Origin of the sequence: Pseudomonas sp. zfem002 (assembly GCF_032621685.1) — a bacterium.
Taxonomy (GTDB): Bacteria; Pseudomonadota; Gammaproteobacteria; order Pseudomonadales; family Pseudomonadaceae; genus Aquipseudomonas; species Aquipseudomonas japonica.
Genome location: NZ_JAVYJH010000010.1, coordinates 1 through 12,566 on the forward strand (window position 1 = coordinate 1; position 12,566 = coordinate 12,566).

The 12,566-nt window shown below is 56.1% G+C and carries 26 protein-coding genes and 1 pseudogene; all 27 read left to right on the forward strand.

Annotation, left to right across the window (positions count from 1 at the left end; genetic code table 11):
- Positions 1-160, forward strand: a pseudogene (locus tag RTI28_RS13290) (elongation factor Tu); the annotation flags it as partial.
- A 141-nt stretch (positions 161-301) separates the two neighbouring features.
- Complete coding sequence (gene rpsJ / locus RTI28_RS13295; RefSeq protein WP_003186070.1) at positions 302-613, forward strand: 30S ribosomal protein S10; 312 nt, start codon at positions 302-304, stop codon at positions 611-613.
- Between the two features lie 81 nt (positions 614-694).
- A complete protein-coding gene (gene rplC / locus RTI28_RS13300) occupies positions 695-1,330 on the forward strand; it encodes a 50S ribosomal protein L3 (RefSeq protein WP_316920879.1) in 636 nt (211 codons plus the stop codon).
- A 12-nt stretch (positions 1,331-1,342) separates the two neighbouring features.
- On the forward strand, positions 1,343-1,945 hold the full coding sequence (gene rplD, locus RTI28_RS13305; RefSeq protein WP_042123518.1) for a 50S ribosomal protein L4: 603 nt from the start codon (positions 1,343-1,345) through the stop codon (positions 1,943-1,945).
- On the forward strand, positions 1,942-2,241 hold the full coding sequence (rplW, locus tag RTI28_RS13310) for a 50S ribosomal protein L23 (RefSeq protein WP_042123520.1): 300 nt from the start codon (positions 1,942-1,944) through the stop codon (positions 2,239-2,241). Before rplD ends, rplW begins: the two co-directional genes overlap by 4 nt.
- Positions 2,242-2,255: 14 nt before the next feature.
- Positions 2,256-3,080: a 50S ribosomal protein L2 gene (rplB, locus tag RTI28_RS13315; protein WP_042123521.1), complete on the forward strand. Its 825-nt coding sequence runs from the start codon at positions 2,256-2,258 to the stop codon at positions 3,078-3,080.
- A 16-nt stretch (positions 3,081-3,096) separates the two neighbouring features.
- Positions 3,097-3,372 carry a 30S ribosomal protein S19 gene (rpsS, locus tag RTI28_RS13320; RefSeq protein ID WP_002555486.1) on the forward strand — a complete coding sequence of 92 codons (276 nt, stop codon included), beginning with the start codon at positions 3,097-3,099 and terminating at the stop codon, positions 3,370-3,372.
- An 11-nt stretch (positions 3,373-3,383) separates the two neighbouring features.
- A complete protein-coding gene (gene rplV / locus RTI28_RS13325; protein ID WP_003103908.1) occupies positions 3,384-3,716 on the forward strand; it encodes a 50S ribosomal protein L22 in 333 nt (110 codons plus the stop codon).
- Positions 3,717-3,729: 13 nt separating this feature from the next.
- A complete protein-coding gene (gene rpsC, locus RTI28_RS13330) occupies positions 3,730-4,416 on the forward strand; it encodes a 30S ribosomal protein S3 (RefSeq protein ID WP_009397510.1) in 687 nt (228 codons plus the stop codon).
- 12 nt (positions 4,417-4,428) lie between these two features.
- Positions 4,429-4,842, forward strand: a complete 414-nt coding sequence (gene rplP / locus RTI28_RS13335; protein WP_009397508.1) for a 50S ribosomal protein L16 — start codon at positions 4,429-4,431, stop codon at positions 4,840-4,842.
- A complete protein-coding gene (rpmC, locus tag RTI28_RS13340) occupies positions 4,842-5,033 on the forward strand; it encodes a 50S ribosomal protein L29 (protein ID WP_042123524.1) in 192 nt (63 codons plus the stop codon). Before rplP ends, rpmC begins: the two co-directional genes overlap by 1 nt.
- 2 nt (positions 5,034-5,035) lie before the next feature.
- Positions 5,036-5,302 carry a 30S ribosomal protein S17 gene (rpsQ, locus tag RTI28_RS13345; RefSeq protein WP_031303185.1) on the forward strand — a complete coding sequence of 89 codons (267 nt, stop codon included), beginning with the start codon at positions 5,036-5,038 and terminating at the stop codon, positions 5,300-5,302.
- 23 nt (positions 5,303-5,325) lie between these two features.
- Positions 5,326-5,694: a 50S ribosomal protein L14 gene (rplN, locus tag RTI28_RS13350; RefSeq protein WP_009397502.1), complete on the forward strand. Its 369-nt coding sequence runs from the start codon at positions 5,326-5,328 to the stop codon at positions 5,692-5,694.
- Between the two features lie 11 nt (positions 5,695-5,705).
- Positions 5,706-6,020 (forward strand): 50S ribosomal protein L24, encoded by a 315-nt coding sequence (rplX, locus tag RTI28_RS13355; protein WP_009397501.1) that lies wholly within the window; start codon positions 5,706-5,708, stop codon positions 6,018-6,020.
- Between the two features lie 20 nt (positions 6,021-6,040).
- Positions 6,041-6,580 carry a 50S ribosomal protein L5 gene (gene rplE, locus RTI28_RS13360; RefSeq protein ID WP_009397500.1) on the forward strand — a complete coding sequence of 180 codons (540 nt, stop codon included), beginning with the start codon at positions 6,041-6,043 and terminating at the stop codon, positions 6,578-6,580.
- Positions 6,581-6,593: 13 nt separating this feature from the next.
- On the forward strand, positions 6,594-6,899 hold the full coding sequence (gene rpsN / locus RTI28_RS13365) for a 30S ribosomal protein S14 (RefSeq protein WP_316920880.1): 306 nt from the start codon (positions 6,594-6,596) through the stop codon (positions 6,897-6,899).
- Positions 6,900-7,107: 208 nt separating this feature from the next.
- A complete protein-coding gene (gene rpsH, locus RTI28_RS13370; protein ID WP_042123529.1) occupies positions 7,108-7,500 on the forward strand; it encodes a 30S ribosomal protein S8 in 393 nt (130 codons plus the stop codon).
- Positions 7,501-7,512: 12 nt separating this feature from the next.
- Positions 7,513-8,046: a 50S ribosomal protein L6 gene (gene rplF, locus RTI28_RS13375; protein ID WP_009397497.1), complete on the forward strand. Its 534-nt coding sequence runs from the start codon at positions 7,513-7,515 to the stop codon at positions 8,044-8,046.
- 10 nt (positions 8,047-8,056) lie between these two features.
- Complete coding sequence (gene rplR, locus RTI28_RS13380) at positions 8,057-8,407, forward strand: 50S ribosomal protein L18 (RefSeq protein ID WP_042123534.1); 351 nt, start codon at positions 8,057-8,059, stop codon at positions 8,405-8,407.
- A 3-nt stretch (positions 8,408-8,410) separates the two neighbouring features.
- Positions 8,411-8,911: a 30S ribosomal protein S5 gene (rpsE, locus tag RTI28_RS13385; RefSeq protein ID WP_042123536.1), complete on the forward strand. Its 501-nt coding sequence runs from the start codon at positions 8,411-8,413 to the stop codon at positions 8,909-8,911.
- A gap of 2 nt (positions 8,912-8,913) precedes the next feature.
- Positions 8,914-9,090, forward strand: coding sequence for a 50S ribosomal protein L30 (gene rpmD, locus RTI28_RS13390; protein ID WP_009397493.1), 177 nt, complete (start codon positions 8,914-8,916; stop codon positions 9,088-9,090).
- Positions 9,091-9,093: 3 nt separating this feature from the next.
- Positions 9,094-9,528 (forward strand): 50S ribosomal protein L15, encoded by a 435-nt coding sequence (rplO, locus tag RTI28_RS13395; protein WP_009397491.1) that lies wholly within the window; start codon positions 9,094-9,096, stop codon positions 9,526-9,528.
- Complete coding sequence (secY, locus tag RTI28_RS13400) at positions 9,529-10,860, forward strand: preprotein translocase subunit SecY (protein ID WP_316920881.1); 1,332 nt, start codon at positions 9,529-9,531, stop codon at positions 10,858-10,860.
- A gap of 26 nt (positions 10,861-10,886) precedes the next feature.
- Positions 10,887-11,003 (forward strand): 50S ribosomal protein L36, encoded by a 117-nt coding sequence (gene rpmJ, locus RTI28_RS13405; protein ID WP_002555468.1) that lies wholly within the window; start codon positions 10,887-10,889, stop codon positions 11,001-11,003.
- A 131-nt stretch (positions 11,004-11,134) separates the two neighbouring features.
- Positions 11,135-11,491 (forward strand): 30S ribosomal protein S13, encoded by a 357-nt coding sequence (gene rpsM / locus RTI28_RS13410; RefSeq protein ID WP_009397487.1) that lies wholly within the window; start codon positions 11,135-11,137, stop codon positions 11,489-11,491.
- A 30-nt stretch (positions 11,492-11,521) separates the two neighbouring features.
- Entirely contained in the window at positions 11,522-11,911 is a 390-nt protein-coding gene (gene rpsK, locus RTI28_RS13415; RefSeq protein ID WP_002555466.1) for a 30S ribosomal protein S11, read from the forward strand.
- A 15-nt stretch (positions 11,912-11,926) separates the two neighbouring features.
- Positions 11,927-12,547, forward strand: coding sequence for a 30S ribosomal protein S4 (gene rpsD / locus RTI28_RS13420; protein WP_316920882.1), 621 nt, complete (start codon positions 11,927-11,929; stop codon positions 12,545-12,547).
- Positions 12,548-12,566: the final 19 nt, after the last annotated feature.

Here is a 12,566-nt window from a genome sequence, read left to right on the forward strand (position 1 = left end):
CGAACTGCCGGAAGGCGTAGAAATGGTTATGCCAGGCGATAACATTCAGATGACTGTTACCCTGATCAAAACCATCGCGATGGAAGATGGTCTGCGTTTCGCCATCCGTGAAGGCGGTCGTACCGTCGGCGCCGGCGTCGTAGCCAAAATCATCGAGTAATATCGATCGGTTGAAAAAGCCCCCGCTCAGCGGGGGCTTTTTTATTGGGTTGACACCCAATAGGGGCGTCTATAGAATCACGCCTCCTTTTAACGGGCGTAGTGCGCCCGGTGGGAATAGCAGCCTGGAGTCTGAAATCCAATGCAAAATCAGCAAATCCGTATCAGGTTGAAGGCATTCGACCATCGCCTGATCGACCAATCTACCCAGGAAATCGTGGAAACCGCGAAACGTACTGGTGCTCAGGTGCGTGGTCCAATTCCACTGCCTACTCGCAAAGAGCGGTTCACTGTTCTGGTCTCCCCGCACGTCAACAAAGACGCGCGTGACCAGTACGAGATCCGTACTCACAAGCGCGTTCTGGACATCGTCCAGCCAACGGATAAAACCGTTGACGCTCTTATGAAGCTCGATCTTGCGGCAGGTGTGGAAGTGCAGATCAGCCTCGGCTAAGACTCGGGTCTTGGTCGTGTAACGCTCTGAAATGGGCGGCCATAGCGGGTGAAAGCCCCGTACACTCATGAGGTTTACAACATGACTATTGGTGTAATCGGTCGTAAGTGCGGTATGACCCGCATTTTCACCGAAGAAGGTGTCTCCATTCCGGTCACGGTCATCGAGATCGAACCGAATCGTGTCACCCAGTTCAAAACTGAAGAAACCGATGGCTACCGTGCAGTGCAAGTCACTGTTGGTGAGCGTCGTGCTTCGCGCGTGACTGCCGCTCAGGCAGGTCACTTCGCCAAAGCGAACGTTGCCGCTGGTCGCGGTGTCTGGGAATTCCGTCTCGAAGACGGCGATTACCAGGCTGGCGACTTGATCAATGCTGAACTCTTCGCTGCGGGCCAACTGGTAGACGTTACCGGTCAGTCCAAAGGTAAAGGCTTTGCCGGTACCATCAAGCGCTGGAACTTCCGCGGTCAAGACAACACCCACGGTAACTCCGTTTCCCACCGCGTCCCGGGCTCTATCGGCCAGTGCCAGACTCCTGGTCGTGTATTCAAGGGCAAGAAAATGTCCGGTCACATGGGCGCCGAGCGCGTGACCGTTCAGTCCCTGGAAGTAGTGCGCGTCGACGCTGAACGCAACCTGTTGCTGGTCAAGGGTGCCGTTCCTGGCGCTACTGGCGGTGATGTTGTTGTGCGTCCGGCTGTCAAGGCTCGCGGGTAAGGGGAAGCTGACATGCAACTTAATGTAAATGACGCTCAGGCGATCGAAGTTTCCGAACTGACCTTCGGTGGCGAATTCAACGAGACGCTGGTACACCAAGCAGTCGTGGCCTACATGGCCGGCGGCCGTCAGGGCACCAAGCAGCAAAAGACCCGTTCCGACGTAGCAGGTGGCGGTAAGCGCCCATGGCGTCAGAAGGGTACTGGCCGTGCTCGTGCCGGTACCACTCGTGGTCCGATCTGGCGTGGCGGTGGTGTGACCTTCGCAGCCCGTCCTCAGGATCATTCGCAAAAGCTCAACAAGAAGATGTATCGCGCAGCAATGCGTTCGATCCTCTCCGAGCTGGTGCGTAGCGACCGTCTGGTCGTGGTTCAGGACTTCGCTGTTGAAGCGCCAAAAACCAAAGACCTGCTGAACAAGCTGAACGGCATGGGTCTGAACGACGTGCTGATCGTTTCGGATGCTGTTGATCAGAACCTGTACCTGGCCGCTCGCAACCTGCCGCACGTCGATGTACGTGACGTCCAGGGCTCCGACCCAGTCAGCCTGATCGCCTACGAAAAAGTGTTGATCACTGTTTCGGCCGTGAAGAAATTCGAGGAGCTGCTGGGATGAACCAGGAACGCGTATTTAAAGTTCTACTTGGCCCGCACGTTTCCGAGAAGGCCACGGTTCTGGCTGACAAGAAAGGCCAGTTCGTTTTCAAGGTTGCTACTGACGCAACCAAGCTGGAAATCAAGAAGGCCGTCGAAAGCCTGTTCAACGTCAAAGTGGAAAGCGTTACTACCCTGAACGTTCTGGGTAAGACCAAGCGCACCGCTCGTGGCCTGGGCAAGCGTAATGACTGGAAGAAGGCGATCATCTCCCTTCAGCCAGGCCAAGATCTCGATTTCAGCAGCAGTGCTGAGTAAGGAAGGGGTGCATCATGGCAATCGTTAAATGCAAACCGACTTCCCCTGGCCGCCGTTTCGTGGTCAAGGTGGTCAACCAGGAGCTGCACAAAGGCGCTCCTCACGCACCGCTGATCGAGAAGAAATCGAAGTCTGGTGGTCGTAACAACAATGGTCGTATCACCACTCGTCACGTTGGTGGTGGTCACAAGCAGCATTACCGTCTGGTCGACTTCCGTCGCAACGACAAGGACGGCATCGCCGCCACTGTCGAGCGTATCGAATACGACCCGAACCGTACTGCTCACATTGCCCTGCTGTGCTACGCAGACGGCGAACGTCGCTACATCATCGCGCCTAAGGGCGTGAGCGCTGGCGACCAGCTGATCGCAGGTGCTCTGGCTCCAATCAAGCCAGGCAACTCCCTGCAACTGCGCAACATCCCAGTAGGTAGCACCGTTCACGGCATCGAACTGAAGCCAGGCAAAGGTGCACAAATCGCTCGTTCCGCTGGTGCTTCGGCTCAGCTGATCGCTCGCGAAGGTGTCTACGTGACCCTGCGTCTGCGCTCTGGCGAAATGCGTAAGGTACTGGCTGAGTGCCGTGCGACCCTGGGCGAAGTCTCGAACTCCGAGCACAGCCTGCGTTCGCTGGGTAAAGCTGGTGCCAAACGCTGGCGTGGCGTTCGCCCAACCGTTCGTGGTGTTGCCATGAACCCGGTTGACCACCCGCATGGTGGTGGTGAAGGTCGTACCTCCGGTGGTCGTCATCCGGTATCGCCATGGGGCTTCCCGACCAAGGGTGCGAAGACTCGTGGTAATAAGCGTACCGACAACATGATCGTCCGTCGTCGCAAGTAAATAGAGGGATACGACAGTGCCACGTTCTCTGAAAAAAGGTCCTTTTATTGATCTTCACCTACTGAAGAAGATCGAAGTGGCGGCGGAAAAGAACGATCGCAAACCAGTTAAAACCTGGTCGCGTCGCTCCATGATCCTGCCACAAATGGTCGGTCTGACCATCGCGGTACACAACGGTCGTCAACACGTCCCAGTTCTGGTGAACGAAGACATGGTCGGCCATAAACTGGGCGAGTTCGCCGGTACCCGCACCTACCGCGGGCACGTGGCTGACAAGAAAGCCAAGCGTTAAGGGGTAAGGAAATGGAAGTAGCCGCTAAGTTGTCGGGCGCTCGCATCTCCGCCCAGAAAGCCCGCTTGGTCGCCGACCAGATCCGCGGGAAGAAGGTGGGCGAAGCGCTCAACCTGTTGGCTTTCAGCAGCAAGAAAGCTGCTGAAATCATGAAGAAAGTCCTCGAGTCGGCCGTAGCCAACGCCGAGCATAACGAAGGCGCAGACGTTGATGACCTGAAGGTCTCCACCGTTTTCGTCAACGAAGGGCGTTCGCTGAAGCGCATCATGCCGCGTGCCAAAGGCCGCGCTGATCGCATCGTCAAGCGGTCTTGCCATATCACTGTCAAGGTTGCGGACAAGTAACGGAGTCGATCAGATGGGTCAGAAAGTACATCCCACTGGCATTCGCCTGGGAATCGTCAAGGAGCACACCTCCGTCTGGTATGCAGACGGCGCTACTTACGCAGATTACCTGTTGAAGGATCTGAAAACTCGTGAGTACCTCCAAGACAAACTAAAAAGCGCGTCCGTTAGCCGTATCGATATTCATCGTCCGGCTCAAACTGCACGCATCACCATCCACACCGCTCGTCCAGGTATCGTTATCGGGAAGAAAGGTGAAGATGTTGAAAAACTGCGTCAGGACCTGACCAAGCAAATGGGTGTGCCTGTGCACATCAATATCGAAGAGATCCGCAAGCCGGAGCTCGACGGTATGCTGGTTGCTCAGAGCGTAGCTCAGCAGCTGGAGCGCCGCGTTATGTTCCGTCGCGCCATGAAGCGCGCCGTACAGAACGCCATGCGCATTGGTGCCAAAGGCATCAAGATCCAAGTGAGCGGTCGTCTCGGCGGTGCTGAAATCGCACGTACTGAATGGTATCGCGAAGGTCGTGTGCCGCTGCACACCCTGCGTGCCGATATCGACTATGCCACCTACGAAGCTCACACCACCTACGGTGTGATCGGTGTCAAGGTTTGGATCTTCAAAGGCGAAGTTATTGGTGGTCGCCAAGAAGAACTGAAACCACAAGCACCAGCGCCTCGTAAAAAAGCTGCTAAGTAAGGGGTACGCCAAATGTTGCAACCAAAGCGTACAAAATTCCGCAAGCAGATGACCGGCCACAACCGTGGTCTGGCACTGCGCGGTAGCAAGGTCAGCTTCGGCGAGTTCGCTCTGAAAGCTGTTGCCCGCGGTCGTCTCACCGCTCGTCAGATTGAGTCCGCGCGTCGTGCGCTGACCCGTCACGTCAAGCGTGGCGGTAAAATCTGGATCCGCGTATTCCCGGACAAGCCGGTCACCAAGAAGCCTCTCGAAGTGCGGATGGGTAAAGGTAAGGGTTCCGTTGAGTACTGGGTTGCCCAGATCCAACCAGGCAAAGTCCTGTACGAGATCGAGGGTGTTTCTGAAGAGCTGGCGCGTGAGGCTTTCGCCCTGGCTGCTGCAAAGCTGCCTCTCGCCACCTCCTTTGTTAAGCGGACGGTGATGTGATGAAAGCGAATGAACTTCGTGAACAATCAGCACAGCAGCTGAACGAGCAACTGCTCGGCTTGCTGCGCGACCAGTTCAATCTGCGTATGCAGAAAGCAACTGGCCAGTTGGGGCAGTCGCACCTGCTCTCGCAAGTTAAGCGTGACATCGCTCGCGTGAAAACTGTGCTCAACCAGCAGGCAGGTAAGTAATCATGGCTGAAGCTGAAAAAACCGTCCGTACGCTGACTGGCCGTGTGGTCAGCGACAAGATGGACAAGACCATCACCGTTCTGATCGAGCGTCGCGTAAAGCACCCGATCTACGGTAAATACGTTAAGCGTTCGACTAAGCTGCACGCTCACGACGAAAACAATCAGTGCCATATCGGCGACAAGGTTTCCATCCGTGAAACCCGTCCGCTGGCCAAGACCAAGTCCTGGGCACTGGTTGAAGTTCTCGAACGCGCTGTTGAAGTCTAAGGGCTAAGGGTCGGAGATATTTTATGATTCAGACTCAATCCATGCTCGATGTGGCCGATAACAGCGGCGCTCGTCGCGTCATGTGCATCAAGGTTCTCGGTGGTTCGCACCGCCGTTACGCCGCCATCGGTGACATCATCAAAGTAACCGTCAAGGAAGCAATTCCTCGCGGTAAAGTGAAGAAAGGCCAGGTAATGACCGCTGTTGTGGTCCGTACCCGCCATGGCGTCCGTCGCGCTGACGGCTCCATCATCCGCTTTGATGGCAATGCTGCTGTTCTGCTGAACAACAAGCAAGAGCCGATCGGCACCCGTATCTTTGGGCCAGTGACCCGTGAACTTCGTTCCGAGAAGTTCATGAAGATCGTCTCGCTCGCCCCAGAAGTGCTGTAAGGAGATCCGACATGCAAAAGATTCGTCGTGACGACGAGATCATCGTGATCGCCGGCAAAGACAAAGGTAAGCGCGGTAAGGTGCTGAAGGTTCTCGCTGACGACCGTCTGGTTGTTGGTGGGATCAACCTGGTGAAGCGTCATACCAAGCCTAACCCGATGTCGGGCGTACAAGGCGGTATCGTCGAGAAAGAAGCGCCTCTGCACGCTTCCAACGTCGCCATTTTCAACGGCGAAACCAACAAGGCTGACCGCGTTGGTTTCAAAGTAGAAGACGGCAAAAAAATTCGTGTCTTCAAGTCGACCCAAAAAGCGGTTGATGCTTGAACACTGCTAGGTAGAAGACCATGGCACGACTGAAAGAGATTTATCGGAAGGAAATCGCTCCCAAGCTTAAGGAAGAACTTAAGCTGGCGAACGTGATGGAAGTTCCGCGCGTTACCAAGATCACCCTGAACATGGGTCTGGGCGAAGCGATCGGCGACAAGAAAGTCATCGAGCACGCTGTTGCCGACCTGGAAAAGATCACCGGCCAGAAAGCTGTTGTGACCTTCGCCCGGAAATCCATCGCTGGCTTCAAAGTCCGCGAAGGCTGGCCGATCGGCGTTAAAGTCACCCTGCGCCGTGACCGTATGTACGAATTCCTGGACCGCCTGCTGGCGATCTCCCTGCCTCGGGTTCGCGACTTCCGCGGCCTGAATGCCAAGTCCTTCGACGGTCGTGGCAACTACAGCATGGGCGTGAAAGAGCAGATCATCTTCCCGGAAATCGACTACGACAAGATCGATGCTCTCCGCGGTCTGGACATTACCCTGACCACCACTGCTCGTACGGATGACGAAGGCCGCGCCCTGCTGCGTGCTTTCAAATTCCCGTTCCGCAACTGATTGGAGTAGGAAAATGGCCAAGAAGAGCATGAAAAACCGCGAGCTGAAGCGTCAGCTCACGGTCGCTAAATACGCCAAGAAGCGTGCTGAGCTGAAAGCGATCATCGTCGATCTGAACGCAAGTCCAGAAGAGCGTTTCGCTGCTGTCGTAGCTCTGCAGAAGCAACCACGTGACGCAAGCCCTTCGCGCATGCGTAACCGTTGCCGCCTCACCGGTCGTCCACATGGCGTTTACCGCAAGTTCGGCCTCGGCCGTAACAAGCTGCGTGAAGCAGCAATGCGCGGTGACGTTCCAGGTCTGGTCAAGGCCAGCTGGTAAGACGCACCGGCAGCGTCCTGGCGGCGGGGGAGTGATCTTCCGGCCGCCGGTGATCTTGCATCGAAACAAGCCCCTTTTGGGGCTTGTTTCGTTTCAGGGATGTGTCTAGAATGACCGGCTCACCTGAGCCCGGGTTTTTTGCCGTGCGCTACCAGGTGACAGTAGTAGCCGAAAGGCTAATTTTTTTTGTATCAGGAGCGTCTAGCCCATGAGTATGCAGGACCCGTTAGCGGACATGCTAACTCGCATCCGTAATGCCCAGATGGCTGAAAAGTCCGTCGTAAGCATGCCTTCTTCGACTCTGAAGGTTGCGGTCGCCAAAGTTCTGAAAGACGAAGGTTACATCGCTGGTTACCAGGTAACTACCGATGCCAAGCCATCGCTCTCCATCGAGCTGAAATACTTCGAAGGCCGTCCGGTCATCGAGGAAGTCAAGCGCGTAAGCCGTCCTGGCCTGCGCCAGTACAAGTCCGTCGAAGATCTGCCGAAAGTTCGTGGCGGTCTGGGCGTGTCTATCGTCTCCACCAACAAAGGTGTGATGACTGATCGTGCTGCGCGTGCTGCCGGTGTTGGCGGCGAAGTTCTCTGCACAGTGTTCTAAGGGGGGATAAGCATGTCTCGCGTCGCTAAGAACCCCGTTAAGCTGCCAGCCGGTGTCGAAGTCAAATTCGCCGGTCAACAGCTTTCGGTGAAGGGTGCCAAGGGCACTCTCGAACTGAATGTTCACTCGTCCGTAGAAGTGATCGAAGAAGCTGGTGAGCTGCGTTTCGCTGCTCGCAACGGCGATCAACAAACCCGCGCTATGGCCGGTACCACCCGTGCCCTGGTGAACAACATGGTCCAAGGCGTTAGCCAAGGCTTCGAGCGCAAGCTCCAGCTGGTCGGTGTTGGTTACAAGGCACAAGCCAAAGGCAACGTGCTGAACCTGGCGCTCGGCTTCTCGCATCCAGTGGATTACGAACTGCCAGCCGGTATCACCGCTGAGACCCCAAGCCAGACCGATATCCTGATCAAGGGTATCGACAAGCAGCTGGTAGGTCAGGTGGCCGCTGAAATCCGCGACTTCCGTCCGCCAGAGCCTTACAAAGGCAAGGGTGTGCGTTACGCGGACGAAGTAGTCCGTCGTAAAGAAGCCAAGAAGAAGTAGGGCATAGCAAATGACCGACAAAAAAGTTACTCGTCTGCGTCGCGCTCGCAAAGCACGCCTGAAAATGCACGATCTCGAAGTCGTGCGTCTCTGCGTGTTCCGCTCCTCGCAGCACATCTACGCCCAGGTCATTTCGGCCGACGGCAGCAAAGTCCTGGCCAGCGCCTCGACTTTGGACAAAGAACTGCGTGATGGCGCCACCGGCAACATCGACGCGGCCACTAAGGTTGGCAAGCTGGTAGCTGAGCGTGCGAAAGCCGCCGGTGTATCTCAAGTTGCCTTTGACCGTTCCGGCTTCAAGTACCATGGCCGCGTGAAAGCGCTGGCTGATGCTGCTCGTGAAGGCGGGCTGGAGTTCTAAGTTATGGCAAATAACGATCAAAAGCGCGACGAAGGCTACATCGAGAAGCTGGTTCAAGTTAACCGCGTTGCCAAAACCGTAAAAGGCGGCCGTATCTTCACCTTCACCGCGCTGACCGTGGTAGGTGATGGTAAAGGTCGTGTTGGCTTTGGCCGTGGCAAGTCGCGCGAAGTACCAGCTGCGATCCAGAAAGCCATGGAAGCCGCTCGCCGCAACATGATTCAGGTTGACCTGGACGGCACTACCCTGCAGTACGCTACCAAGTCCGCCCATGGCGCGTCGAAGGTCTACATGCAGCCTGCTTCCGAAGGTACCGGTATCATCGCCGGTGGCGCAATGCGTGCCGTCCTGGAAGTTGCTGGCGTTCAGAACGTCCTGGCCAAGTGCTACGGCTCGACCAACCCTGTCAACGTGGTTCACGCCACCTTCAAGGGTCTGAAGGCTATGCAATCTCCTGAGTCCATTGCTGCCAAGCGCGGCAAGAGCGTTGAGGAGATCCTCTGATCATGGCTACCGTTAAAGTAACGCTGATCAAAAGCACCGCCGGCCGCCTGCCTAACCACAAGCTGTGCGTTAAAGGCCTGGGTCTGCGTCGCATCGGTCACACTGTAGAAGTCCAGGATACTCCCGAGAACCGCGGGATGATCAACAAGGCTTACTACATGCTGCGCGTCGAGGGTTAATCGATGAAACTCAATGATCTGAGTCCAGCGCCGGGTTCCCGTCGCGAGAAGCATCGTCCGGGTCGTGGTATCGGTAGTGGTTTGGGCAAGACCGGTGGCCGCGGCCACAAAGGTCAGACCTCCCGCTCCGGTGGCACCATCGCTCCTGGCTTTGAAGGCGGTCAACAGCCGCTGCACCGTCGTCTGCCGAAGTTCGGCTTCGTTTCGCTGAAAGCCATGGACCGCGCCGAAGTGCGTCTGTCCGAGCTGGCCAAAGTCGAAGGCGACGTGATCACCGTTCAGTCCCTGAAGGACGCCAACGTGATTAACCAGAACGTACAGCGTGTGAAAATCATGCTGTCCGGCGAAGTTACTCGCGCGGTCACCATCAAGGGCATCGCAGCCACCAAGGGTGCGCGTGCGGCTATCGAAGCAGCTGGCGGCAAGTTCGAGGAATAAATGGCTAAGCAAGGTGCTCTCTCTTCGCTCGGCAAAGGCGGGATGTCTGAACTTTGGGCTCGTCTGCGTTTTCTGTTCCTGGCGATTATCGTCTATCGGATAGGTGCGCATATCCCAGTTCCAGGTGTTAACCCGGACCGGCTGGCGGAACTGTTTCGACAGAATGAGGGGACCATTCTTAGCTTGTTCAACATGTTTTCCGGCGGCGCGCTGGAGCGCATGAGCGTATTTGCACTGGGGATCATGCCGTACATTTCGGCATCGATCATCATGCAGCTCATGACCGCGGTCAGCCCGCAGCTGGAGCAGTTGAAGAAGGAAGGTGAATCTGGCCGTCGCAAGATCAGCCAGTACACCCGCTACCTCACCGTTATCCTGGCGTTGGTCCAGGCCACTGGCATGTCCATTGGTCTGGCCGGTCAGGGCGTGGCGTTTTCTGCAGGCTTCGGCTTCCATTTCGTTGCGGTGTCCACTTTCGTGGCCGGCGCAATGTTCATGATGTGGCTGGGCGAGCAGATCACGGAGCGCGGTGTGGGCAACGGTATCTCGATGCTGATTTTCGCAGGTATCGTTGCCGGTCTTCCGAGAGCAATCGGGCAGTCTTTCGAGTCTGCACGCACGGGCGATATCAACATCTTCGCCTTGGTCGCTATCGGTCTGCTGGCAGTAGCGATCATCGGTTTTGTGGTCTTCATCGAGCGTGGTCAGCGTCGTATCGCCGTTCACTACGCCAAGCGTCAGCAGGGCCGCAAGGTCTTCGCTGCGCAGACGAGCCACTTGCCGCTGAAAGTGAACATGGCTGGTGTTATTCCGGCCATTTTCGCAAGCAGCATTCTGCTGTTTCCGGCTTCGCTGGGTTCCTGGTTCGGCCAGTCCGAAGGTCTGGGCTGGTTGCAGGATGTCGCGCAGTCGATCGCTCCTGGTCAGCCGTTGAACATTTTGCTGTTTAGTGCAGGGATCGTTTTCTTCTGCTTCTTCTATACCGCACTGATGTTCAATCCGAAGGACGTAGCGGAAAACCTTAAGAAGTCCGGTGCCTTTATTCCGGGTATCCGTCCTGGTGAGCAGTCCGCGCGCTACATTGATGGCGTTCTGACTTGTCTGACCATGTTCGGTGCTCTTTATATGACGGCCGTCTGCTTGCTGCCCCAGTTCCTGGTCGTGGCTGCAAACGTTCCGTTCTACCTTGGCGGGACCTCGTTGCTGATCGTGGTAGTGGTTGTGATGGACTTTATGTCCCAAGTACAATCGCACCTCGTTTCGCACCAGTACGAATCCCTGATGAAGAAAGCCAACCTGAAAGGCTACGGTGGCAGCGGTCTGCTGCGCTGAAACCCCTAAGGTTCGAGGAGTTGGTGATGAAAGTTCGTGCATCGGTGAAAAAACTGTGCCGCAACTGCAAGATTATTCGCCGCGAAGGTGTCGTTCGAGTAATTTGCAGCGCGGAACCACGTCACAAGCAGCGCCAAGGCTGAGTGTGATCTGTGCTTCAAACCCAGCAGCTAGTGTGCTGCTGGGTTGATTAATTGTTTCTACAGCGATATTATCTCGCGCCCTATTTCTTGGCTTCCGGGGCGTAGGTAGCTGTCAATTGGAGTCCCACTGAATGGCCCGTATTGCAGGCGTTAACATTCCAGATAACAAGCACACTGTTATCTCGCTGACCTACATCTATGGTGTTGGTCGCACTACTGCACAGAAAATCTGTGCAGACGCTGGTGTAAACCCAGCCGCTAAGATCAAGGATCTGAGCGACGAGCAGATTGAACAGCTGCGTGGCGAAGTCGCGAAGTTCACCACCGAAGGTGACCTGCGTCGTGACATCAACATGAAAATCAAGCGTTTGATGGACCTGGGCTGCTACCGCGGTCTGCGCCATCGTCGGGGTCTGCCAGTACGCGGTCAGCGTACCAAGACCAATGCCCGTACCCGTAAGGGTCCGCGTAAGCCGATCCGCAAGTAATCGCACCAGCGAATCGACAGGAATATAGACATGGCAAAACCTGCTGCTCGTCCTCGTAAGAAAGTCAAAAAGACAGTGGTTGATGGCATCGCCCACATCCATGCGTCTTTCAACAACACCATCGTGACCATCACCGATCGTCAAGGTAACGCTCTGTCCTGGGCTACCTCCGGCGGTTCGGGTTTCCGTGGTTCCCGCAAATCGACCCCGTTCGCCGCTCAGGTAGCTGCTGAACGTGCTGGTCAAGCTGCGCTGGAATACGGCCTGAAGAACCTCGACGTCAACGTCAAGGGTCCAGGTCCAGGTCGTGAGTCCGCTGTTCGTGCACTGAACGGCTGCGGCTATAAGATCGCCAGCATCACCGACGTGACGCCAATCCCGCACAACGGGTGCCGTCCGCCGAAGAAGCGTCGCGTGTAATCAGGAGACAGATAAATGGCACGTTACATTGGTCCAAAATGCAAACTGTCTCGTCGTGAAGGCACCGACCTGTTCCTGAAGAGCGGCGTTCGCGCTCTGGAATCGAAGTGCAACATCGAAGCAGCCCCAGGTATCCACGGCCAGCGCCGTGGCCGTCAGTCCGACTACGGCACCCAGCTGCGCGAGAAGCAAAAAGTCCGTCGCATCTACGGCGTTCTCGAGCGTCAATTCAGCGGTTACTACAAGCAAGCAGCGTCCAAGAAAGGCGCTACCGGCGAGAACCTGCTGCAACTGCTCGAATGCCGCCTGGATAACGTCGTTTACCGTATGGGCTTCGGCGCTACCCGTGCTGAATCCCGTCAGCTGGTTTCGCACAAGGCGATCAGCATCAACGGCAAGACTGTAAACATTCCGTCCTACCAAGTTCGTCCGGGTGACGTGGTCGCAGTTCGCGAGAAATCGCAGAACCAGCTGCGCATTGTTCAAGCCCTTGAACTGTGTGCTCAGCGTGGCCGCGTTGAGTGGGTTGACGTGGACGCTGCCAAGAAGTCGGGCGTTTTCAAGAACGTTCCTGCTCGCAGCGACCTGTCTGCCGACATCAACGAAAACCTGATTGTCGAGCTCTACTCCAAGTAAGGGCTAGAAAATAGGTGCA